19 protein-coding genes are annotated in these 21,934 nt (G+C 72.0%); 7 read left to right on the forward strand and 12 right to left on the reverse strand.

The features are described 5' to 3' along the window. Positions 1-60 precede the first annotated feature (60 nt). Complete coding sequence (gene miaB, locus ACIBD9_RS05710) at positions 61-1,554, reverse strand: tRNA (N6-isopentenyl adenosine(37)-C2)-methylthiotransferase MiaB (RefSeq protein ID WP_396714857.1); 1,494 nt, start codon at positions 1,552-1,554, stop codon at positions 61-63. Positions 1,555-1,774: 220 nt separating this feature from the next. Between miaB and ACIBD9_RS05715 the strand changes: the two genes are divergently transcribed. Continuing rightward, positions 1,775-2,683, forward strand: a complete 909-nt coding sequence (locus ACIBD9_RS05715) for an alpha/beta fold hydrolase (RefSeq protein WP_396714859.1) — start codon at positions 1,775-1,777, stop codon at positions 2,681-2,683. A gap of 67 nt (positions 2,684-2,750) precedes the next feature. Here ACIBD9_RS05715 and fxsT read toward each other — a convergent pair whose 3' ends face one another. The 6 genes from fxsT to ACIBD9_RS05745 are packed head-to-tail and all read right to left on the reverse strand — an operon-like array spanning position 2,751 to position 11,936. Continuing rightward, positions 2,751-6,620 (reverse strand): FxSxx-COOH system tetratricopeptide repeat protein, encoded by a 3,870-nt coding sequence (gene fxsT, locus ACIBD9_RS05720; protein WP_396714861.1) that lies wholly within the window; start codon positions 6,618-6,620, stop codon positions 2,751-2,753. Then, the gene (locus ACIBD9_RS05725) at positions 6,617-7,888 is read right to left on the reverse strand and encodes a TIR-like protein FxsC (RefSeq protein ID WP_396714863.1); all 1,272 of its coding nucleotides are present in this window, start codon (positions 7,886-7,888) and stop codon (positions 6,617-6,619) included. Before ACIBD9_RS05725 ends, fxsT begins: the two co-directional genes overlap by 4 nt. Continuing rightward, positions 7,885-8,544 carry a TIR-like protein FxsC gene (locus ACIBD9_RS05730; protein ID WP_387173944.1) on the reverse strand — a complete coding sequence of 220 codons (660 nt, stop codon included), beginning with the start codon at positions 8,542-8,544 and terminating at the stop codon, positions 7,885-7,887. Before ACIBD9_RS05730 ends, ACIBD9_RS05725 begins: the two co-directional genes overlap by 4 nt. A 52-nt stretch (positions 8,545-8,596) precedes the next feature. Further along, complete coding sequence (locus ACIBD9_RS05735; RefSeq protein ID WP_396714865.1) at positions 8,597-9,424, reverse strand: aminoglycoside N(3)-acetyltransferase; 828 nt, start codon at positions 9,422-9,424, stop codon at positions 8,597-8,599. After that, positions 9,408-11,717: an FxsB family cyclophane-forming radical SAM/SPASM peptide maturase gene (locus tag ACIBD9_RS05740; protein ID WP_396714867.1), complete on the reverse strand. Its 2,310-nt coding sequence runs from the start codon at positions 11,715-11,717 to the stop codon at positions 9,408-9,410. Before ACIBD9_RS05740 ends, ACIBD9_RS05735 begins: the two co-directional genes overlap by 17 nt. A gap of 30 nt (positions 11,718-11,747) precedes the next feature. Then, positions 11,748-11,936, reverse strand: a complete 189-nt coding sequence (locus ACIBD9_RS05745) for a hypothetical protein (RefSeq protein WP_124817660.1) — start codon at positions 11,934-11,936, stop codon at positions 11,748-11,750. A gap of 163 nt (positions 11,937-12,099) precedes the next feature. On the opposite strand from ACIBD9_RS05745, the gene ACIBD9_RS05750 reads away from it, so the two are divergent. After that, the gene (locus tag ACIBD9_RS05750; RefSeq protein WP_396714870.1) at positions 12,100-12,348 is read left to right on the forward strand and encodes a DUF2277 family protein; all 249 of its coding nucleotides are present in this window, start codon (positions 12,100-12,102) and stop codon (positions 12,346-12,348) included. 46 nt (positions 12,349-12,394) lie between these two features. On the opposite strand, the gene ACIBD9_RS05755 is transcribed toward ACIBD9_RS05750, so the two are convergent. Both ACIBD9_RS05755 and selD read right to left on the reverse strand, forming a co-directional pair. Beyond that, entirely contained in the window at positions 12,395-12,874 is a 480-nt protein-coding gene (locus ACIBD9_RS05755; RefSeq protein WP_396714872.1) for a hypothetical protein, read from the reverse strand. A gap of 234 nt (positions 12,875-13,108) precedes the next feature. Continuing rightward, positions 13,109-14,098: a selenide, water dikinase SelD gene (gene selD, locus ACIBD9_RS05760; RefSeq protein WP_396714874.1), complete on the reverse strand. Its 990-nt coding sequence runs from the start codon at positions 14,096-14,098 to the stop codon at positions 13,109-13,111. A gap of 195 nt (positions 14,099-14,293) precedes the next feature. Between selD and ACIBD9_RS05765 the strand changes: the two genes are divergently transcribed. The 5 genes from ACIBD9_RS05765 to ACIBD9_RS05785 all read left to right on the forward strand — a co-directional run bounded on the left by ACIBD9_RS05765 (position 14,294) and on the right by ACIBD9_RS05785 (position 18,119). After that, positions 14,294-15,049, forward strand: coding sequence for an amino acid ABC transporter ATP-binding protein (locus ACIBD9_RS05765; protein WP_238660654.1), 756 nt, complete (start codon positions 14,294-14,296; stop codon positions 15,047-15,049). A gap of 56 nt (positions 15,050-15,105) precedes the next feature. Further along, positions 15,106-15,981 (forward strand): glutamate ABC transporter substrate-binding protein, encoded by an 876-nt coding sequence (locus ACIBD9_RS05770; RefSeq protein WP_238660653.1) that lies wholly within the window; start codon positions 15,106-15,108, stop codon positions 15,979-15,981. A 41-nt stretch (positions 15,982-16,022) separates the two neighbouring features. Next, a complete protein-coding gene (locus ACIBD9_RS05775) occupies positions 16,023-16,730 on the forward strand; it encodes an amino acid ABC transporter permease (RefSeq protein WP_396714876.1) in 708 nt (235 codons plus the stop codon). Beyond that, positions 16,727-17,701: an amino acid ABC transporter permease gene (locus tag ACIBD9_RS05780; RefSeq protein WP_396714878.1), complete on the forward strand. Its 975-nt coding sequence runs from the start codon at positions 16,727-16,729 to the stop codon at positions 17,699-17,701. Before ACIBD9_RS05775 ends, ACIBD9_RS05780 begins: the two co-directional genes overlap by 4 nt. Before the next feature lie 88 nt (positions 17,702-17,789). After that, positions 17,790-18,119, forward strand: coding sequence for a hypothetical protein (locus tag ACIBD9_RS05785; RefSeq protein WP_396714880.1), 330 nt, complete (start codon positions 17,790-17,792; stop codon positions 18,117-18,119). 38 nt (positions 18,120-18,157) lie between these two features. On the opposite strand, the gene rny is transcribed toward ACIBD9_RS05785, so the two are convergent. The 3 genes from rny to ACIBD9_RS05800 all read right to left on the reverse strand — a co-directional run bounded on the left by rny (position 18,158) and on the right by ACIBD9_RS05800 (position 21,926). Continuing rightward, positions 18,158-19,924 carry a ribonuclease Y gene (gene rny / locus ACIBD9_RS05790; RefSeq protein ID WP_396714882.1) on the reverse strand — a complete coding sequence of 589 codons (1,767 nt, stop codon included), beginning with the start codon at positions 19,922-19,924 and terminating at the stop codon, positions 18,158-18,160. A gap of 555 nt (positions 19,925-20,479) precedes the next feature. After that, positions 20,480-21,184: a 3-keto-5-aminohexanoate cleavage protein gene (locus tag ACIBD9_RS05795; RefSeq protein ID WP_396714884.1), complete on the reverse strand. Its 705-nt coding sequence runs from the start codon at positions 21,182-21,184 to the stop codon at positions 20,480-20,482. A gap of 43 nt (positions 21,185-21,227) precedes the next feature. Next, positions 21,228-21,926, reverse strand: coding sequence for a regulatory protein RecX (locus ACIBD9_RS05800; RefSeq protein ID WP_396714886.1), 699 nt, complete (start codon positions 21,924-21,926; stop codon positions 21,228-21,230). Positions 21,927-21,934: the final 8 nt, after the last annotated feature.

Below are 21,934 nucleotides of genomic sequence, written 5' to 3' on the forward strand. Positions count from 1 at the left end.
ATCACCGTCTGACGCGGTCCTTCGCGGAAGGGCCCCTCGTTTAGGGGCCCTTCCGTGCGGTCAGTGGGTGGCGCAACCAGCGGTGGGAGCAGGAGCGACCGGCGGTGCGCCGATCGTCGGCAGACCGAGCAGAACCCCCGGGGTACGCGGGGAGCGTCCCGCCTCGGCCGCGTCGCCGGCCCGGGTACGCCGGTGCGCCACCGGCGCACCGTCGGCGTTCAGGTGGTGCGGTGCGGCGTACGTGATCGTGGTGTGCACGATGTCGCCCGGCCGGATCTGACCGGCCAGCGACTCCCCGCCGGGGGTCTCGGTCGCGAAGTGCACCAGTCGACCGTCGCGCGCCCGACCGGACATCCGACCGGTCCGCTCGTCCTTGCGGCCCTCGCCGACCGCGACCAGTACCTCGACGGTCTCCCCGACGAGGCGCTTGTTCTCCGCCCAGGTGATCTCCTCGACGGTAGCGATCAACCGCTCGTAGCGCTCCTGCACGACCTGCTTGGGCAGCTGGTCGTCCATGGTCGCGGCGGGGGTGCCGGGCCGCTTGGAGTACTGGAAGGTGAAGGCCGAGGAGAACCGGGCCTCCCGGACCACGTCCAGGGTGCGCTGGAAGTCGGCCTCGGTCTCACCGGGGAAGCCGACGATGATGTCGGTGGTGATCGCCGCGTCCGGCATCGCCGCGCGGACCTTCTCGATGATCCCCAGGTAGCGCTCGGAACGGTAGGACCGGCGCATCGCACGGAGCACGTCGTCGGAGCCGGACTGCAACGGCATGTGCAGCGAGTGGCAGACGTTCGGCGTCTCGGCCATCGCGGCGATCACGTCGTCGGTGAAGTCCTTCGGGTGCGGGCTGGTGAACCGGACGCGCTCCAACCCGTCGATGTCGCCGCAGGCCCGCAGCAGCTTGCCGAACGCGTACCGGTCGCCGAACTCCACGCCGTACGAGTTGACGTTCTGCCCGAGCAGGGTCACCTCCAGCACGCCCTCGTCGACCAGGGCGCGCACCTCGGAGAGGATGTCGCCGGGGCGCCGGTCCTTCTCCTTGCCGCGCAGCGCCGGCACGATGCAGAACGTGCAGGTGTTGTTGCACCCCACCGAGATCGACACCCAGCCGGCGTACGTGGACTCGCGGCGGGTGGGCAGCGTGGACGGGAAGACGTCGAGGGACTCCAGGATCTCCACCTCGGCGGCGGCGTTGTGCCGGGCCCGCTCCAGCAGCACCGGCAGCGCGCCGATGTTGTGGGTGCCGAAGACCACGTCCACCCAGGGCGCCTTGCGGACGATGTCGCCCCGGTCCTTCTGGGCGAGGCAGCCGCCGACCGCGATCTGCATCCCGGGGTGCTTGTCCTTCACGGGGCGCAGGCGACCGAGGTTGCCGTAGAGCCGGTTGTCCGCGTTCTCCCGCACCGCGCAGGTGTTGAAGACGACGATGTCCGGGGTGTCGTCGGTCGGCACCGCGCGCACGTAGCCGGCCTGTTCGAGCAGGCCGGAGATCCGCTCAGAATCGTGCACGTTCATCTGGCAGCCGTACGTCACGACGTTGTAGGTCCTAGCCACCCTCTTGGTGCCCCTTCCCCTCGGGCTACCAGGGTAGCGGCCCGTTCGGGGGGCCCAACCCACCGGCATTGACCCGCCGGCCCATGGCGGGCATCCACGACGGGCAGTACGCTGCACAACAAGAATGTGTTCTGGGCGATTTCGGGGGCTTTGCACTCGGCGCCGACGATGCGCGGCTCCGTTCACGGGGGAGCACATGACGACCCGCGGGAGGCCAACCGTGACGCGACAAGATGCGACACAGCGCACCGTCACGACCCCGGACGGGCGGCACCTCGCGGTGGAGACCTCCGGCGCGCCGGACGGGCCGGCGGTCTTCCTGCTGCACGGCACCCCGGGCAGCCGTAGCGGCCCCCGCCCCCGGGGCATCGTCGTCTACCGCCTCGGCGTGCACCTCGTCTGCTACGACCGACCCGGGTACGGCGACTCCGACCGGCACGAGGGCCGGCGGGTGGCCGACGCCGCGGCCGACGTGGCGGCGATCGCCGACGAACTCGGTATCGACCGGTTCTCGGTGGTGGGCCGCTCCGGAGGCGGGCCACACGCCCTGGCCTGCGCCGCGCTGCTGCCGGACCGGGTCACCCGGGCCGCCGTGCTGGTGGGGCTCGCCCCGGCCGGCGCACCCGACCTGGACTGGTACGCGGGCATGGCGGAATCGAACGTGGAGGACTACGGGCAGGCCGACGATGATCTGGCCGAGCTCACGCTCAACCTGAAGGTTCGCGCGGACGAGGCCCGCCGGGACCCGATGACGCTGCTGGACTTCCTCCGCCCCCAACTTCCCGACGAGGACATCCGGGTCGTCGACGACGTCGCTATCCGCCGACTGCTGACCGACATGTACTCCGAGGCGCTGCGACACGGCCCCGAGGGTTGGATCGACGACGTGCTGGCGATCCGGCGCGGCTGGGGGTTCGACCTGGGCGCCATCCGCGCGGAGGTCCGGCTCTGGCACGGCGAGCAGGACCGCTTCTCTCCGGTGGAGCACTCCCACTGGCTCGCCTCGCGGATTCCGCGTGCCGAGGTGCAGGTGCAGCCCGGTGCCGCGCACTTCGGGGCGGTGGAGATCCTGCCGCAGACCCTGACCTGGCTGGCCACGCCGGACCTCGCGACCAGCCCGCGCCTCTGAGCGCCGGCCGGCACGGCCAGACCGCCGGGCGGCCCGGACACCCGACCCCGCCCGCCGGACGACCCCGTCAGATCGTGTGGGGGTCGATCACCCGGACCACGAACCGCCGTTCCCGCAGGGTCTGCACGGTGGGATGCTCCACGCCGATCACCTCGGCCAGCCGGTCCGCCACGACGCCGACGTCCTCGGCGGGAGCGCCGTCGCCCCCGCGCCGCGACACCAGGGCGAGATCGCCGAGGCAGCGCAGCGTGTCGGGGTGGTCCGCGCCGATCACCGTGGCCAGCCGGCCGGCGGTCTCCCGCAGCCGGTCCCGCGCCGACTCCCAGTCACTCTCCTCGGCGAGGCACACCGAGTGGTTGACCTCCGCCGCGAGGGTGTGCGGGTGGTCCGGCCCGAGCACCTTGCGCAACTCGCCGACCGCGCGGGCCGCCGACGCGAGCGCGTCCGACCGGCGGCCGAGCGCGCGCTCCGCGGCCGAGATGTTGCTCACCGTCGCCAGGGTGTGCGGGTGCTCCGGGCCGAGCCGGAGCTGCTCCTCGAACGCCAGACGCACGGCGGTCATCTCGGTCAGCGCCCGAGCCGCGTCGCCGACGGCCAACAGGTTCGCCGCGCGACTCGACCGGCACGCCACCGTGTCCGGGTTGTCCGGCCCGAAGCGGTCGTCGAGTTCGCGGTAGGCCGTCTCGAACATCGGCGCGGCCTCGCTGCCCCGACCGCAGCTGCGCAGGGACACCGCCAGGTTGACCTGAGCGGCCAGGCTCTGGCCGTCATCCGGCCCGAGCACCTCGCAGTACGTCTCGTACACCGTCCGCAGCAGGGTGGCCGACCTCTCGTACTCGCCAGCCTCCCGCAGGTCGCTGCCGAGCCGTACGGCGGAGACCAGGGTGTAGGGATGCGTGGGGCCGAGCACCAGCCGCCGCCGCTGGTGCACCTCGTCGTCCCACCGACGGGCCGACCGGTAGTCGCCGACCAGCCGGTACGAGACGGCGAGGTTGTTGGCCGCGCTCAACGTCCGAGGGTGGTCCTCGCCGAACACCTGGAGCCAGGAGGCGTAGGTGGACCGGTCCCGTTCCAGGGCCTCGGCGTAGCGGCCGAGCGCCCGCAGGTCACCGCCGAGGCTGCCGGCGGTCATCAGACTGTGCGGGTGCAGCGGGCCCAGCAGTCGGCGTTGCTCGGCCAGCACCGCCTCGTCCAGGTCCCGGGCCTCGTCGAACCGGCCCAGGCTGCGCAGGATGTTCGCCCGGTTGAACCGCAGGTGCAGCAGCTGTCGGCCCAGCGCCGACGCCTCGACCTCGTCACGCGTGTCGCCGAGCCGGGCGCTCCAGGTGTCGTCCACCTCCTGGCTGAACGCGTCGGCCTGGTCCAGACCACCGCGCTGCCACAGATAACGGACCCGGTCAATCAGCAGCTGACACACTGCCTCGTCCGGGCAGGTCAACGCCTCGGAGACCTCCAGATGCGGCCAGAGCATGCGCAGCCGGGCCCAGGTGGTCGGGTCGTCCACGTCGCCACGGGGCCGGGACGCGGCCAGCACCAGGTGCACCTGGTGTCGGGCGGCGGTGATCTCGTCGTCGGTCATCCGGTCGCGCACCACCGCCTGCAACAGCCGGTGCACCTGGACCCGACCACCCTGGACGTCCAGTTTGAGCAGTGCCAGGCGGTTGATCTGCTGGACCAGGGCGCCGCGTACGAGCCGCTCCGACACCGACGGGTCGAACGGCACGAGGGCCGCCGCCATCTCGTCGCTGTAGATGAGTTCGAGGGCGATCTCCGGGGCCAGCACCGAGCAGAGCTGCAACAGCCGGTACGCGGCGGGCGCCTGCTCGAGCAGCCGGTTCAGCGACAGGTCCCAGGTCGCCTCCACGGAGAGGGCGCTGGGGCCGTGCCGCTCGATCTGCCGCAGGTAGTCGGCGACCGACGTGCCGGTGTCGGCGAGCCAGGCGCCCGCCGCGGCCACCGCGATCGGCAGGTCGCCGAGCGCCTCGGCCACCCGGTCGGCCTCCTCGGCGCTGATCGTGGGCACCCGCTGGGCGAGGTGCGCCACGCTCTCGGTGCGGTCGAAGACGTCCACCTGGATCGGGTTCGCCCGGTCACCCCAGGCGCGGTTGCGGGAGGTCAGCAGGACGTGCCCGGGGCCCTGCGGCAGGAACGGCTCGATCTGGTCGAGCTCCTCGGCGTTGTCCAGCACGACGAGCCACCGCTCGTACGGCTCACCACGGCCGAGCACCTGGAGCACCGACCGGACCGTGTCGGGCAGGGTCGGGCCGACGAGGATGCCGAGGCGACCGGCGAGGTCGGCGAGGGCGGTGTCGACGAACTGCGGCGGGTCCGCCACGATCCACCAGACCACGTCGTACGCGGCCTTGAACCGGTGCACGTACTCCAGAGCCACCTGCGTCTTGCCGACGCCGCCCATGCCCTGCAGGGCGACCGGCAGCACCACCGCGCTGCCCCCGCTCTGCAACTGCGCGCGCAGCCGGGCCAGGTCGTCCTCCCGGCCGGTGAACCGGGCGTTCCGGTTCGGGGCGTTGAAGATCAACGGCTCGGTGCCGGGGTAGCGGGTGGCGCCGGCCGCCGGCCCGTCCGCCGACGACGGCACCGGCCGGCCGACCAGCCGCAACACCCGCTCCACGGCGGTCGCGGCGCTCACGTTGACCAGGTTGGTGGAACTCTGGGCCGGGAACTCCGCCAGTGGGCGCAGGTCCGCGACGTAGACGGCCAGGGCCGTGGAGCCGGTGCTCGTGTCCCGGTCGGGCAGACCACCGGACGGCGTCGCCACGTAGGCCGGCGAGACCACGGTCAGCGTGCGCGGGGCCGGCGTGCCGGCCGACCCGACGGCGGCCACGGGCTCCACCACCCGCAGCCCGGCCGAGCTGAGCACCCGCTCCAGCCACTCGGCCCAGATGGCGTCCTCCGGCGCGTACCGGAGCACGATCTGGTCGTCGATCGCCTCGGTGCGTCGGCGGAACCGGGCCTTGCCCCGTTCCCGTACCGACTCGTCCATCAGCGGCAGCGCGGTCACCGCGCCGTCGGTGAGGATCCCGGTCAACGTCTCGAACGCGGCCAGCAGCGAGGTCGGTGAGCCCGGCGGATCGCCGAACGTGGCCAGGGTCTCCTCGTACGCGTAGAACGGACGGTACGGGACCTCCACCGCGGCCCAGTAACGCCGCCGTTCCGCCTCGGTCATGCCGGCCGGCAACCCGGCGAAGCGGCGCATGGCCAGCAGGCGACCCGCCTCGGCCCGCTCCTTCTCGGCCTGGTCGACCCGCATCGGCACCGGCAGGACCCGGATGTCGCGCCGCCGGTACCGGTCCCGGACCGAGTGCGCCACCCGGGCCGCGCCGTCGATGCCCTGGTCGCTGAGCGTGAAGCAGTCGACCAGGGTGTCCGGTAGGTGCAGGGTGCAGATGTCGGCGACGTCGCTCAACCCCGTCCGGCTGTCGATCAGGGTGAAGTCGTACTGGCGCTTCATGTCCGCGCGCAGCGCCTCGAAGAACTGCGCCCCGCCCAGCCGGTTGTAGAAGTTGTCCCAGTCCAGGCCGCTCACCGAGACGGCGTAGTCGCTGTTCTGCCGGCCGGCGGAGAGGAAGTCGAGGCCGCCGCCGTCGGGGAAGTTCCAGCGCAGCGAGAACGCGTGCCGCCCCACCCGGGCGTACTGCTCCATCCAGCGGTCCGGTCGGTCGTCGACCCGGGTGGTCTCCCACTCGTAGTCGCGGATCATGTCGATCACGCCGCTGGTGCCCTGGATCGCCTCGGCGTCGAGGAACGGGTGGAAGAAGCGGTGCAGACCGGGTGACTCGAGGTCCCAGTCGGCGACGAGCACCCGCCGGCCGCTGGCCGCCAGGATCCAGGCCACGTTGGCCAGCGCCATCGTCCGGCCCGTCCCACCCTTGAACGAGTAGAAGGTGACGACCTGGCCTTCGCGATCGTTGTTCATCGGTTTTCTCCGTGGGGACGCGGTGGGGCCGGATCATCAGGCGGGGACGCGGGGTCGGTGGAAACGGTCGAGCCGGCGGCGGGCAGGCCGTCACGCAGGCTCGGCACCGGCTCGGGCGGTGGTTCGAAGGGGACGACCGGGCCGTACTTGAGGAACTGCCGGCGCGCCTCGGTGACCAGCGCCGGCATCAGGTCGACGAACTCCGGCATGCTGCACGCGCGCTTCACCTGGGGCAGACCGGCGTCGTGCAGCAGCTGGGTCACCTCGGTGGCCCAGCGGGTGGCGTCCTGGGTGTCGTCGTCGTCGGTGACCACCAGCGGAACGACCCACTGGCGTAGGCCGTGCAGCATGCGGGCGAGGAGCGCGGCCGCGTCCGGTGCCGCCGCGATCCACGGGTCGACCAGCAGCACGGCCGGCCGTCGATCAAGCAGCGCGGAGGCCTGCGCGAAGTCCTCGGTACGGGCCGTCAGCCCGAGCCGCTCGGCGGTGCTGACCGCGTACTCGGCGGCGGGCAGCTGCTGGCTGCGTCCGTACGGCCGCCAGAGCCGGCCACTGGCGGCGTAGCCGGCGGGGTCGCGATCGGTCGGCAGCCGGTCCCGGGTCGGGGCCAGGACGGCGACGACGAAGTCCGGGTCGGTCGGCGCCGGACGGACGACCTCGTCCAGGCCGGGTGCCCGGGACGGGCCCATCGGTCGCCGCTCGGCGGTGTGCACGATCCGGCTCGCCAGGCGGCTCAGCAGCAGCTCGTACTGGGCCCGGTAGGAGGCCAGCATGCAGAACGCGCGCAGGCCGTCCGCGGCGTACTCCGGGACGTCGCGGCCGAGGTCCAGGGCGCCGTCCAGCTCCGGGTGGGCCTCCCACGGGGGGAACGGGATCCACAGCACCGGGGTGAGGTGGCCGGCGGTGAGCCGGGCCGGCCCGGCGGCGGCCAGCCGGGCCCGGAAGGACTCCTGCTCCCCCAGCGCCCAGGGGCGACTGAAGTAGCCGGGTGAGTAGAGCGGGACGAAGACCTCGGCGTCACCGAGCGCCTCGGCAAGCGCGGCCTTCCAGTCGGCGCCCAACGGGATGTGCTGGTCGAAGAAGCCGATCCGCATCCCGGCCACCGGTCGGGCCTGGCGCCGCACCTCGTCGGTCAGGTCGGCGAAGAACTGGCCGACCCAGACGTCGGCGTCGGCACGGGCGCCCGGCGGCGGCGCCGAGTGGGCGTAGCTCAGGAAGAAGTACGTCCCGCGCGCCCCCGTCCGGCGCCGGTCCGTCGGCGGGCTCACTCCGACTCCTCGGCGAACCGGTTGCACAGCTCGTCCACGCTCGCCGGCACCCAGGGCTCGACCAGGTACGACCGGTGGATGGCCACGATCCGCTGGGCGAGCCGCCAGACCACCGCCCGGTACGCGTTCTCCCACTGCATGGTCAGCAAGCCGTAGACCCCGTCCCGCTGGTAGTGCACCGCGATGTCGGGATCCGGCATCGCGGTCGGGGTGAAGCGCTGGATGTCGCGGAGCACCCGGGGCAGTGCCGTGCCGTTCGTCGGCGACCAGGTGACCGGCACGATCGCCGTCTCGTGGACCGAGGCGGAGCTGTGTCGCGGGGTGATCCGTCGACGGGAGAACGCGTCCCACTCCCGGCCGCACCAGTCGCTGCCGAGCAGCGCGCTGGACACCAGCGGAACGAAGACCTGGCAGGTGCCGGCGGCCTGGAGCAGTTCCGGGCTCCAGCGTTCACCGCCGGCGATGGAGCTGTCCAGGAAGCCGGCGTCCACTCCGGTCACCGGGCCGACCAACTCACTGACGTGGACGGAGAGGTCCTCGAAGAACCGGGAGACGTACTCGGCGGGTTTGCCGGTGGCCCGGCCGACCGGCGCCCGCGAGTAGCTGATGAAGAAGAGCGGGGCGCGTGCTTGGGAGGGTGCGTCCACTGTGCTCACCGCTGCCCCTCCGCCCTCCCCACGCGGCCGGAACATCAGCGTAGTCCCCGCGTCAACGTTGCGCCGCCAACCGGTTCGTGGCGAACCAGCCAGTCGCGAAGTCGACAGCGGCCCGCGCCGGCAGCAGGCGGGCGGTGGCCCGCCCCACCCGGCCGTGCCGCACCAACGGCGTCGCGTCGAGCGCGGCACCCACCGTCGGGAAGTCCCGGTCGTCCAGGTCGAGGGCCCGGAAGTCGAGGCGGACCCGCCGCCCCCCGTCGACGAGCCGGAAGCAGTGGTAGTCGCGCTCGGGCGGCGGCACCGGCAGCCGGTACTCGGCCAGGTGCAGGGCGCTGCACGCCTCGTAGCCGAGGCCGAGCAGCAGGATCTGCCCGTCCGCCGCGTAGAGGCCGCCGACCGGTGAGCGTTCTCCCAGGTGGCAGGTGAGGTCATGGCCGTCGGTGAGCTGCCGGGCCCGAGGGCCGAGCGCGGTGAACGAGGTCTGTGGATGGTCACTGCGCACGGCGCCGGGGGCGCACCGGACGTACTCGGCGAGCGCACCCATCCGCTGCGAGGGGGTGGTCCGGCGGTCCCAGCCCGGCAGCGCCGCCTCGTACCGCTCGCGCTGCGCCCGGTCCATGCCCGCGGTGGCCGCCAGGTGGGCCCGGGAGGTGGTCGAGTTGCCGTCGGTATGGGTGGGGACCAGCAGTGTGCCGGCCGGGCCGAGGACGTCGCGCAGCGCGCCGGCGAGGGTCGCCGGGCCGTGCTCCAACCGGCCCACCCGACGGAGGCCGCAGTGCACCAGCAGGCACACCCCCTGGCGTACGCCCAGCGCCCGCAGGTCGTCGGCGAGGCGGGGACGGCCCAGCCCGGGCAGTGGCTGCTCATCTGGACCCGACACGGGTCTCCTCCAGGGCGTGGCGCAGTTGGCCGACGAACCGCTCACCCGCCGCGGTGAGCGACCGGCTGGCCAGCAGCGCGTCGACGCCGTCCCGAGTCCACGCCAGGAAGTGGGCCGCGTGCGCCGACGCGTCCGGCTGGTCGGTGGCCGCCCGGGACTGCCAGACCTGGGTGACGGCGAGGTGGGCGTACACCCCCTGGAGGACGCCCTCCGGAGGTCGCGGGTCGGGGCGCCACGGCACCCGGATCCGGCTGCCGTGGGCGGGTTCGACGAGGTCGTACAGGTCGAGCACCGCACCCAGCTTCGCGTGCTGCCACTCGTGCACGAGCAGCACCGCCATCGTCTCCGGGTCGGGATGCGGGGTGACGGCGACCGCCCCGAACGCGTGCCGGGCGGTCGCGCTCCGCAGGGGTCGCGCCGGGTCGGGCGCCAACGGAACGACGGCACGCAGACCACCGTCGAGCGTCGCCGCGTGCGCCGGCACGTCCCGGTGCACGACCCGCCAGGCCTCCGCCAGGGTACGGCCCAACGCCCGCGCCGCCGGAACCTCCAGCCGGGACTCGACCGGCTGGCCGTAGCAGTCGCGGTACGGGTCGCCGTCCTCCAGCAGCAACCGACCACCGGGCACCGACACGTCGCGCGTCGGAAGCCAGCCGGTCGACGGCGGCGCCAGCGGGTCGAGGAGCACCGTCTGCTCGACCGACCCACCCCGGACCCGGAACTCGCCGGGTCGGATGGTCACCTCGGCGCTCTCCCCCAGGCCGGGCAGCACCAGGCTGCCGTGCGTGGGCAACGTGATCGCGTCGGCCCGCACCGGCACCTGCAACGTGGCCGGGACGCCGGCCAACAGGGCCGCGGCGATGGCGAGGGCCGGCAGCGGGTCGACTGCCGCGCCGAGGCCGGGCGAGGCCGACGGGTCGAGGCGATGCACCAGCCCGGGCCGGACGAAGGGGTGCGCCAGGACCGCCCGGACCGCCTCCGGCGCCGCCTGGTCGAGGTGGACGAGGAGGTCCCAGGCAGCGGTGGCGCCGGACCGGTCCCGGCCGGCCGCCAGCAGCGCCCGGGTGATGGAGAGCTGGGTGGCGGCGAGCAGCGCGAGCGTCGACGCCGACCCGTGCCCGGTCGCCAGGTCGTCCAGCAGGTCGTCGACGGGCGAGGTGGCGGACCACTCACCCGACGCCTGTGGGGTGGGCGGCGGGTAGGCGTCCACGGTGTCGATCAGGCGGAGCAGGTCGGCGCAGTACACCGAGGGGTTGTCGAAGCCGGAGCCGGTGCGCCAGCGGTGGGCGTACAGGCCGCCGCCGCACCGGTCGACCACCGGGCAGGCCCGGCAGGTCGCGCAGAGCCCGTCCGCGCCGTCGTGCCGGACGGCCACCCCGGGGTGCCGCGCCACCTCGTCCACCGAGTGGTCGAACACGTCGAACCCGGTATCGGCCGCGCCGTGGTACGCGGTCTTCAGCGAGTCGACCTGCTCCCAACTGCCGTCCGCCTCGATGACCAGCACGTCGGCCGGAGCGAGGCCGAACGCCTCGGTGCCGCCGCCACCCGGTCGCAGCGCCTCGAACATCCGGATCGACACCGGGCGCCCGTCGTCCACCCACCGCCGGTGAATCCGCCCCAGCCAGTCCGCGTACGGGGTGCGGGCGGGGCCGGGGCGCTCCGGGGGGTCGTCCCAGGTGGCGTGCGGCAGCAGCAGGTCGACCCGGGGCGGGCTCTCGGCCAGCAGCGCCTCGTAGACCCGGTCGGGGTCGTTGCGGACGTCGATGGTGCAGAGGATGCCGGCGTAGCTGGCGCGGTGTTCCGGCCGTCGGAGCAGGGCCAGCGCCCGCCGGACGAGGTCGTGGCTGCTGCCGCCGTGGGCGAAGACCCGGTGGCGGTCGTTGGCGGCGCGGTCGCCGTCCAAGGAGACCCCGACCCGCACGTCGTACTCGACGAACAGTCGGCACAGCTCCTCGTCGAGCAGCACGCCGTTGGTCTGCATGCGCAGGTCGAGCCGCGTCCAGGGGGTGATGGTCGTGCGCAGCTCGGCCAGCACCTCCCGCAAGCCGGCGGCACCCAGCAGCAGCGGCTCACCCCCGTGCAGCACCACGTGCACGATCGGCAACCCGTGCTCGCGGGCGTGCTCGGCGATCCGCCGTGCGGCGGCCTGGACGGTGGCCGGCGGCATCCGCGCCGGACGGCCACGCCAGGTCTGGTCGGCGTGCTGGTAGACGTAGCAGTGGTCGCAGCTGAGGTCACAGCGGCTGTGCACCTTCAGCACGAACTGGCTGATCCGCCGGCACGATGCGCCCACTCCGGGTGGACCGCACCGGCAGACCATCACTCAGATGGACGAGTTGAAGGCGGCGACGGCCACGATGCCGGACGGCACGGAGTCGTTGGTGACGACGCGCCTGCGCACCGCCTCGATCAGATCGGCGTGCTCGACGGCGATCCGTTCCAGCGGGGTGTGCAGGCTACGGGTGAGATCGTCTAGGTCGGGACGGGATGAGCGGGCGGGGGCATGGTCCACAATGAGTCTCCGGGGGCCCGGGGCGCTGGGAGCGCGAGCGGCGGCTGTGGCTCGAACGGCTCTGGTCCGTGACCAGGATAGACAAATATCGACCCAGTGTCACCGTCGGTACCATTGCCCGCACGCCGAGTGGCAGGCCGCGGTGGCCGGAGGAGGAGCTGACATGTGCCGGAGCATCAAGACGCTGCGCGAACCGTTCACCCCGCAGGTGACCGACGCGGACGTCGAGGCGGCGGCGTTGCAGTACGTCCGGAAGATCTCTGGCTTCCGGGCGCCCGCCGCGCACAACGCCGCCGCTTTCGACGCCGCGGTGGCCGCCGTGGCCGAGGCGACGCGCACCCTGCTCGACCAACTGGTGGTGCGGGGTGCCGGAGCGGGCACCACGGACCGGTCGGCCACCGCCGCCAGCTGATCGCGCCCACCGGCAGGGGACCCGGCCGGGCCTGACCCTGAGAGGGTCAGGCCGCGGCGAGCGCTGGGGCGACCGTGTCCGGCGCCCAGCGCGAGCGGTGGCACTGCGACCAGCCCCGACAGCCCGGGTCGCCCAGCGAGCAGAGCCGCAGCTTGCTGAGCACCTCACCGTCGTCGGTGTCCCGCACCTCGAAGTGCACCGGACGGACCGTGCCGTCCGGGGCGACGAGCAGGTGCCGGCCCGCGTCGAGCGTGTCGTCGCGCAACAGGCAGTTGCGGCCCAGCAATCGGGCCAGTGCGGCGATGCTGGCGTGCTCGGAGAGCTGCTCCGGCACCCCGTAGCAGTCCACCACCGTCGAGAACTCGCCCGGCGCCTGCCAGACGTCACACACCACCGCGTACGCCGGCAGCCGCGCCGGGTCGGCCACCGCCAGCGGCATCACCACCCGACCAAGCGCCTCGGCCAGCGCCGGGTAGACCTCCACGGGTTGAGCCCCGTCGATTCTCCAGTTCCACAGCTCGGTCATTCCGCCTCCTCGCTGCGTTCGTCCCCACCGGCCTCCGGATCGGGCCTTACACACGATGGTGGGGGGCATTTGACCCCAGCCGGGGGCAAGTTACCGGTCTGTGACCATTCCGGGCAAAATTTCCCTGAGCGGCATTGCTCGGAGTAGCGGGAAGGTGACAGTTTATCGGGTATGGTGCGCCATCCGCACCACCGCCACCGCGTGTCCTGCCGCAGGTCCAACCGCCCTCGGGGGTCAGCGCAGGACGACCAGGTGCTCCCCCCGGGGCAGCAGCTCGCCCACCACGGGAGCGCCGGGCACCTCGCCGGCGACCAGCAGGCCACCGGAGGTCTGCGCGTCGGCCAGCAGCAGCCGCTCGGCCTCGTCCGCCGCGCCGAAGTCGGTCCACGGGGTCACCCAGTCCAGGTTGCGTCGGCTGCCGCCGCTGACGAACCCGTCGCGCAGGGCCTCGCGGGCACCGGCCAGATAGGGCACCCGGGCGCTGTCGATGGCCACCGTGACCCGGCTGGCCCGGGCCAGCTTCGAGGCGTGCCCGAGCAGCCCGAACCCGGTCACGTCGGTGCCGCACCGGATGCCGGCGGCGACCGCCGCACGGGCCGCGTCCCGGTTGAGCGCGCTCATCGAGGCCACCGCCTCGGGAAAGCTCTCACCGGTCGCCTTGTGCCGGGTGTTGAGCACACCCACCCCGAGCGGCTTGGTCAGCGACAACGGCACCCCGGCCCGCCCGGCGTCGAGGGTGATCAGCTCCTCAGGTCGGACGGTGCCGGTGACCGCGAGGCCGTACTTCGGGCCGTCGTCGTCCACGCTGTGCCCGCCGGCCAGGTGACAGCCGGCCTCCCGCGCCACGTCCTGACCGCCGCGCAGGACCTCGCCCGCCAACTCCATCGGCAGCACGTCGCGCGGCCAGCAGAGCAGGTTGAGCGCCACCAGCGGGGTGCCGCCCATCGCGTACACGTCGGAGAGCGCGTTGGCCGCGGCGATCCGACCCCAGTCGTACGCGTCGTCGACCACCGGCGTGAAGAAGTCGGCGGTGCTGACCAGGCCGGTCCGCTCGTCGAGGCGCACCACCGCCGCGTCGTCGCCGTGATCCAACCCGACCAGCAACTCCGCGGTGCCGGTCGCCGGGCCGAGACCCGCCACCATGATCTCCAGCTCGCCCGGCGGGATCTTGCAGGCGCAGCCACCGCCGCGGGCGTACTTGGTCAACCGTACGGGTTCGGTCATCCCCCCATGATCTCGACAAGGCGCCACGATCGCCACCGTGACCACCCAGCCGGTGACCAAAATCGGACGCCCGAGAACGATCGTGACCGGTGTTACCGCTCCGTGACCCGCTGGGTTGCGTTCTGCCACATCAGGCCGCCTACAGTGGCCGCACCGGGGGTCAACCGACCCCGATCCGGGAGACGACAGGGGACGGTGGACGACGTGACGACGGGCGAACCGCTCATCGTGCTGGACGCGGTCAACAAGTGGTTCGGGCCGCTGCACGTGCTGGACGACGTCTCACTGTCGGTGGGTCGGGGCGAGGTGGTCGTGGTGATCGGCCCGTCCGGCTCCGGCAAGTCGACGCTGTGCCGCACGATCAACCGACTGGAACCGATCAACTCGGGCACCATCACCTTCGACGGCCAGCCGCTGCCGGCCGAGGGCAAGCCTCTCGCGAAGCTGCGCAGCGAGGTGGGCATGGTCTTCCAGTCCTTCAACCTCTTCGCGCACAAGACCATCCTGGAGAACGTCACCCTCGGCCCGATCAAGGTCCGCAAGGAGAAGCCGGCCGCCGCCCGCGAGCGCGGCCTGGCCCTGCTGGACCGGGTCGGCATCGCCAACCAGGCGGACAAGTTCCCGGCCCAGCTCTCCGGCGGCCAGCAGCAGCGGGCGGCCATCGCCCGGGCGCTGGCCATGCAGCCCAAGGCGATGCTCTTCGACGAGCCGACAAGCGCCCTGGACCCGGAGATGGTCGGCGAGGTGCTCGACGTGATGACCTCGCTGGCCAGCGACGGCATGACGATGGTCGTGGTGACCCACGAGATGGGCTTCGCCCGGCACGCGGCGAACCGGGTCATCTTCATGGCCGACGGGCAACTGGTCGAGGACGCCCCACCGGCGGAGTTCTTCGCGAACCCGCGCAGCGAGCGGGCCCGAGACTTCCTCTCCAAGATCCTCACGCACTGAGCGTCCGTAGTGGAGCGCGCCGTACTCGGTGGGCTCCGTTGAAGAAGGAGAAGAGTATGCGTATCAAGCGCGTTGCGGCAGTCGCCGCGGTCGCCGCTCTGGCGCTCGGCCTCACCGCCTGTGGTGGCGACGACGGCGGGGACACCGGTGCTGGCAGCAAGTCCTTCACCGCCGGCACCACCATGGAGAAGCTGAACAAGGCCCAGAAGATCAAGGTCGGCACCAAGTTCGACCAGCCCGGCTTCGGCCTGAAGGGCCTGTCGGGCAAGCCGGAGGGCTTCGACGTCGAGATCGCGAAGATCATCGTCAAGGAGCTGGGCATCCCCGAGGACAAGATCGAGTGGGTCGAGGCCCCCTCGAAGGTCCGCGAGGACGTGATCGTCAACGGCACGGTCGACCTGGTCGCCGCGACCTACACGATCAACGACAAGCGCAAGGAGCGGATCGCCTTCGCGGGCCCGTACTACGAGGCCGGCCAGAACATCCTGGTCAAGAAGGACGACACGACCATCACCGGTCCGGACTCGTTCAAGGACGGCACCAAGAAGGTCTGCTCCGTCACCGGCTCCACCCCGGCCGAGACGATCAAGCAGTACGTCAAGGACGTCGGCACCCAGCTGGTGCTCTTCGACACCTACGACAAGTGCCGGGACGCCCTCAAGGGTGGCCAGGTCAACGCCGTCACCACGGACAACGTGATCCTGCTCGGCTACATCGCCAAGGACGAGGCGTCGTTCAAGCTGGCCGGTAGCAACTTCACCAAGGAGCCGTACGGCATCGGGGTGAAGAAGGAGGACGCGGACTTCCGCAGCTTCATCAACGACACGCTGGACAAGGCGGTCGCCGACGGCAGCTGGAAGAAGGCCTGGGACAGCACCGCCGGCAAGTTCGGCGCGGAACTGGGCTCGGCGCCCACCATCAACCGCTACTGATCTGATCCTTCGATCTGGAGGGTGGGGAGGAACACCGACCCGTGAACGTGCTCATCGACAAGTTCGACGTCTTTGCGGGTGGTTTCTGGCTCACCCTCCAGATCTGCATCCTCGCCGCGATCGGTGCCCTGGTCCTGGGGTCCATCGTGGCGGTGCTGCGCATCTCACCGGTGCCGCCGCTGCGCGCGCTCGGCACCGCCTACGTGAACGTCTTCCGCAACATGCCGCTGACCGTGGTGATGTTCTTCGCCGCGTTCGGCCTGCCGGCGCTCGGCTCCAACGCGGACTTCCTCCGCATCCCGGTGCTCGACTCGCTGTTCACCCGGCTCGGCACCGATCTGCCGTACTTCCGGTTCGCACTGATCGCCCTTGTGCTCTACACCGCGGCGTTCGTCTGCGAGGCGCTGCGGTCCGGGGTCAACGCGGTGCCCGCCGGCCAGGCGGAGGCGGCGCGGTCACTGGGTCTGACCTTCGGGCAGAACCTGCGCCACGTGGTGCTGCCGCAGTCCTGGCAGGCCTCGATCGTTCCGCTCGGCTCGGTGATCATCGCGATGATCAAGAATTCGGCGCTGGCCGGCTTCTTCGGTGTGGTCGGTGACCTGTCGGCCACGGCCGACCAACTCACCGGCGCCGAGGGCTACGCCTTCATCCCGGTCGCCATCGGCATCTCGATCGGCTACCTGATCATGACCGTGCCGCTCGGCGCCCTGCTGGACCGGATCGAGAAGCGACAGGCGGTGGCCCGATGAGTCAGCAGACAAGCGTCCTCTACGACGTTCCCGGGCCGCGGCAGCGGCGGATCACCCTGATCAGCAGCATCGTCGCCGGCGTCGTCCTGCTCGTCGGGGCCTACTTCCTGATCTACCAGCCCCTGGATGAGAAGGGCCAGCTCTCGATGGAGTTGTGGGGGCCGCTGGTCGACCCCTCCAACGAGAACTTCTCCCAGGTGTGGGATCGGATCGCTCTCGGCTTCAAGAACACGCTGATCGCGGCGGCGCTGGCCATCGTCTCCTCACTGGTGATCGGCACACTGCTCGCCATCCTGCGGATCCAGCTCAAGAGCCTGACCCGGCTCCGGTTCACCGGCGTGGCAACGCCGGTGGCCTACCTGCTGCGTGGGTTGAGCACGCTGCTGTCGGCGATCACCCGGGTCTGCGTCGAGGTGTTCCGCGGCCTGCCCGTTGTGATCACCATCTTCTTCGTGGCCCGCGGCTTCCCCGAGTTCGGGCTCTACTTCGACAACCTCTGGTACCTGGTCATCGGCCTCACCATCTACAACTCGGTCGTGATCGGCGAGATCCTCCGCTCCGGCATGGAGGGGCTGCCGGGCGGTCAGGCGGAGGCCGCCGCCGCCATCGGGCTCTCCCCGGCACAGACCACGTGGATGATCCTGCTGCCGCAGTCCTTCCGGATCATGCTGCCGGCATTGATCAGCCAGCTCGTCGTGGTGCTCAAGGACACCTCGCTGGGGTTCATCATCAGCTACGAGGAGACCCTGAACATCGGCAAGCAGATCATCGGCGTGCTGGGCAACCCGATCCAGGTCTACGTGGTGATCGCCGTGCTCTTCATCGTGGTGAACTACTCGCTGTCGAAGCTCGCCCAGTACGTCCAACGGCGGCTCGCCAGGGGCCGCAAGACCGCCGGCACCCCGGCACAGAACCCACCGCCGGCGGCCCTGATGTCCCAGGCCGAAGGCGGCGCCGGAGCAGGCTTCTGACGCCAACCCAGCCCAACGAGAGGGTCCGCCCGGTTCCCGGGCGGACCCTCTCGTTGGGCTTTGTGCAACCGGCAGAATCCCACCACGGATGAAGACCGTCGCTCAGATCGCCGCCGGGGCAGTGATCGCACCGGCCGCCGCCGTCGTCGTCTATCTGCACGGAGTCTGGGTGGGTCACTTCCTCGACCTCCGGGCCACCAGCGAGTTCTGTCCCGCCAAGCCGTTGGCGTCGACGCCGACCAGCACCGACCTGCTGCCGCTGCGATACTCCTGTCACTACGCCGACGGCACCACCAGCGACCTGGTGCCCGCGTACGTCAACCCGGTCGTGATCCTCTGTCTCGCCGCCGGGGTGGCGTGCATGGCACTGGCCGTGCGATCCGCCCGCCGCGCTGGCCGAATCAGCCCGGCCCCGTGAAGGGTCGGGCCGACCGCCGGTCGAGTAGACGCGAGAGGCTAGCGGGCGATCTCGGTGACCCGGGACTCACGGACCACGGTGACCCGGATCTGACCCGGGTAGGTCAGCTCCTCCTCGATCTGCTTGGCCACGTCGCGGGCCAGCACGGCCGCCCCGATGTCGTCCACGTCGTCCGGCTTGACCATCACCCGGATCTCCCGGCCGGCCTGCATGGCGAAGACCTTGTCCACGCCGAGCTTGCCGGCCGCGATCTCCTCGATCCGCTCCAGCCGCTTGACGTACGCCTCCAGGCTCTCCCGACGCGCGCCCGGCCGACCACCGGAGCAGGCGTCGGAGGCCTGGGTGAGCACGGCCTCGATGGTCTGCGGGGGCACCTCGTTGTGGTGCGCCTCGATGGCGTGCACCACGTCCTCGTGCTCCCCGTACTTGCGGGCCAGGTCCGCGCCGATGATGGCGTGGCTGCCCTCCACCTCGTGGGTGAGCGCCTTGCCGATGTCGTGCAGGAACGCCGACCGTTTGATGATCGGCACGTCCAACCGCAGCTCGGCGGCCATGATGCCGGCGATGTGGGCGGTCTCGACCAGGTGCTTGAGCACGTTCTGCCCGTACGAGGTGCGGTAGCGCAGCCGGCCGAGCAGGGTCACCAGCTCCGGGTGGATCTCGGTGATGCCGACCTCGACCAGGGCGTCCTCGGCGGCGCGGAGACAGAGCTGCTCCACCTCCTGCCGGGCCAGGTCATAGACCTCCTCGATCCGGTGCGGGTGGATGCGCCCGTCCAGGACCAGCTTCTCCAGGGTCACCCGGCCGACCTCCCGACGGACCGGGTCGAAGCAGGAGAGCAGCACCGCCTCGGGGGTGTCGTCGATGATCAGGTTGACGCCGGTCACCGACTCGAAGGCGCGGATGTTGCGCCCCTCCCGGCCGATGATCCGCCCCTTCATCTCGTCACCGGGCAGGTGCAGGACGCTGACCACGCTCTCCGCGGTCTGCTCGCTGGCGACCCGCTGGATCGCGTCCACCACGATGTGTCGGGCGCGCTGCTCGGCTGTGTTGCGCGCGTCGGACTCGATGTCCCGGACGAGCAGCGCCGCTTCCCGCTTGGCCTGCGTCTCGATGGCCTCGACCAGTTCCAGTCGCGCGGAGTCGGCGGTCAGCCCGGCGACCCGCTCCAGCTCCCGACGGCGCAGCTCCTCCGACTCGGTCAGCTCGGTCTCCCGCTGGGCGAGCGCGGCCTCCCGAGCGGCGAGAGCGGCCTTCGCGGCGGTGAGCTGCCGCTCCCGCTCGGCGAACCGCTCCACCTCCTCGGTGTGCATCCGCTCCCGCTCGTCCATCCGAGCTGCCCGACGTTCCACCTCGGCGGCCTGCTCCCGGGTGGTGGCGGCGAGCACCGCGACCTCCCGCTCGCCGCTGCGCCGGGCCGCCGTGCGCAACTGCTCGGCGTCCGCCTCGGCCTGCTTGTGGGCCCGCTCCAGCACGGTGTCCGCCTCGGCCCGGGCGTCGTCGAGGACCCGCCGCGCCTCGGCGCGGGCCGCCTTCGCCTCGGCCTTCGCCGCCGCCGCCTCGGTACGAGCCGCGGCAGCCGCGGACTTCGCCACGTCGATCGTGCTGTTCGCCTCGTCGGCCGCGGTCCGCAGGGCAGCCAGGGACTGTTCCTGGCGGTCCTTCTCGGCGATGAAGGCGGGATCCTCCGGAGCCGGCGCGGCGCCCATCCGGCGCATCGTCCGGATGCCGACCAGCACGGCCCCGATCACCACCACCGCGAGGACGAGGACGGCCGCGAGGAGCACGACGTCGAACGCGTTCATGCCGGGACCCCGTCGGGTCTACCGATGAACCTGTGCCGCCGCCCCGCCATGGCCGCCTCCCCTAACGTCGAGACCGCAGCGACTGTGCCGGGGGCACACTCCTGCGGCTGTGGACGCCCGACCGGAGCGGCTGGCCGTGGGTAGCTTTCTCCGCCGGCGGTGCCATGGGCAGCGTCGGCGACCGGGTGCAGTTGTCGCAGCGTTCCGGACCGGCCTGTCCGGAACTGCCGCCAAAGGCCGCGGAGTCGGCCAAAGTGATGCTGTTCTGTTACGCGATCTATGTTGTGCGCTTAGCCTGCGCTGGTCGGGCAATGTGAGCCTGTATGGCGAGGCTAGGTCGCCGGGGGTGCTCTGGTCAAGGACTCATGATCAAACCCCCCGAACGGAGAGAAGTTGAACCGTCACCGCGCGCTGATGTCACGTCGGACAGGAGGGGACAAACTCCGCGAGGCGTGCTGCCCAATGGACGTGTCGGGCCTGCTCAGCCCCACCCAGCCGGTTGTCAGACGGGGCCGACGACCAAGCAAAGGTGTGACCCATCCGTCTTCTCCGACGTCAGCTGGCTCCGACCGCCACCGCAGCGGCGACCAACGCCGCGTTGTCCGCAGCGGGTGAACCGTCCGGCAGGGCCAGGGTGTCTTCGAGCCCGATTCGGGTGTCCAGACCCCGGCGCACCGCCTCGGCGAGGACCGGCCAGGTCGCCGGACCCTCGGCGTGCAACAGCACCGACGGCGCGTCCGCCGGCAGCGCGGCGAGAATCTGGGAGGCGTCGGCCAACGCGACCGCCTCGTCCTCGGCCATGCACTCGACCAGCACCCGTCCGGCCGGCACCCGCCACCTCCGGTACGCCGCGACCGCGTCGAGCGTCCACAGCCCTGCCTCGACGAGCACGCCGCGCTCGTGCAGGGCGGCCGCGACCGCCTCGGCACCGACCTCGTGCGCGTTGACCGAGGCGAAGTCGGGCAGCACCGACCAGGCCCGGACGGCGGCCACCCGGGCAGCCGGATCCGGCGAGATCCAGGCGCCGGTGCTCACCCCGACCGGCAGCCCCGGCCGGGCGGTACGGATCGCGCTCAGCGCGTCGGCGATCACCGCCGGCCGCAGCGACTCGGCGCCGGTCTCGTCCCGCGGATGGACGTGCACGGCCGCGACACCGAGCGCCGCGCAGCGGGCCGCGTCGGCGGCCAACTCCGCCGCCGTGAGCGGCACGGCCGGATGGGCCTGCCGGCCGCGCCCACCGTTCAGACATGCCTTCAACATCAGACCCCCATCGGGAGTCGCAGCGGACCGCCCACCGAGCCGCTCACTCGACCAGACGGTTGTCGCGCTCCAACTCGCCCTCGGCGTCGGCGAGCGCGTCGGCGTCGATCTGCTCGGCGAACTCGGCCGCCTCGGCGCTCTGCGCGGCGAGCGCGTCCTTCACCGCCCGGATGGCCACACCAGGCGGGTAACCCTTGCGGGCCAGCATGCCCACCAGCCGGCGGAAGACCGCGTCCGGTTCGCCTCGGGCGGTGCGCAGCTTGCGCTCAACGAGGCCACGGGCGGTGTCCGCCTCGGTCTCCTCGTCCAGCTCACCCAGCGCCTCGGTGGCCACCTCACCGTCCACGCCCTTGCGGCGCAGCTCGTTGGCGAGCGCCCGGCGAGCCAGGCCGCGCCCGGCGTGCCGGCTGGACACCCAGGCCCGGGCGAACGCGGCGTCGTCGATGATGCCGACCTCGTCGTAGCGGTCGAGGACCTCGGCCGAGACCTCCTCGGAGATGCCCCGCTTGGCCAACGCCCCGGCCAGCTCGGCCCGGGTGCGGGGCCGGACGGCGAGCTGGCGCAGGCAGATCTCGCGGGCCACCTCGGACTCGTCCCGGGGAGGGGCCGGAGACTCGACGGTGTCGGCCTCCTCGGACCGACCCCGGCGGCCGCGCCGAGGGCGGGGCGGATCGGTGGCGTCGCCCGTACGAGGCGGACTGGCATCCCAGCCCCGCCCCGTACGAGCGCGTCGTCCTGCCATGGGTCAGC

The organism is Micromonospora sp. NPDC050784 (assembly GCF_044456765.1).
GTDB lineage: Bacteria > Actinomycetota > Actinomycetes > Mycobacteriales > Micromonosporaceae > Micromonospora > Micromonospora foliorum.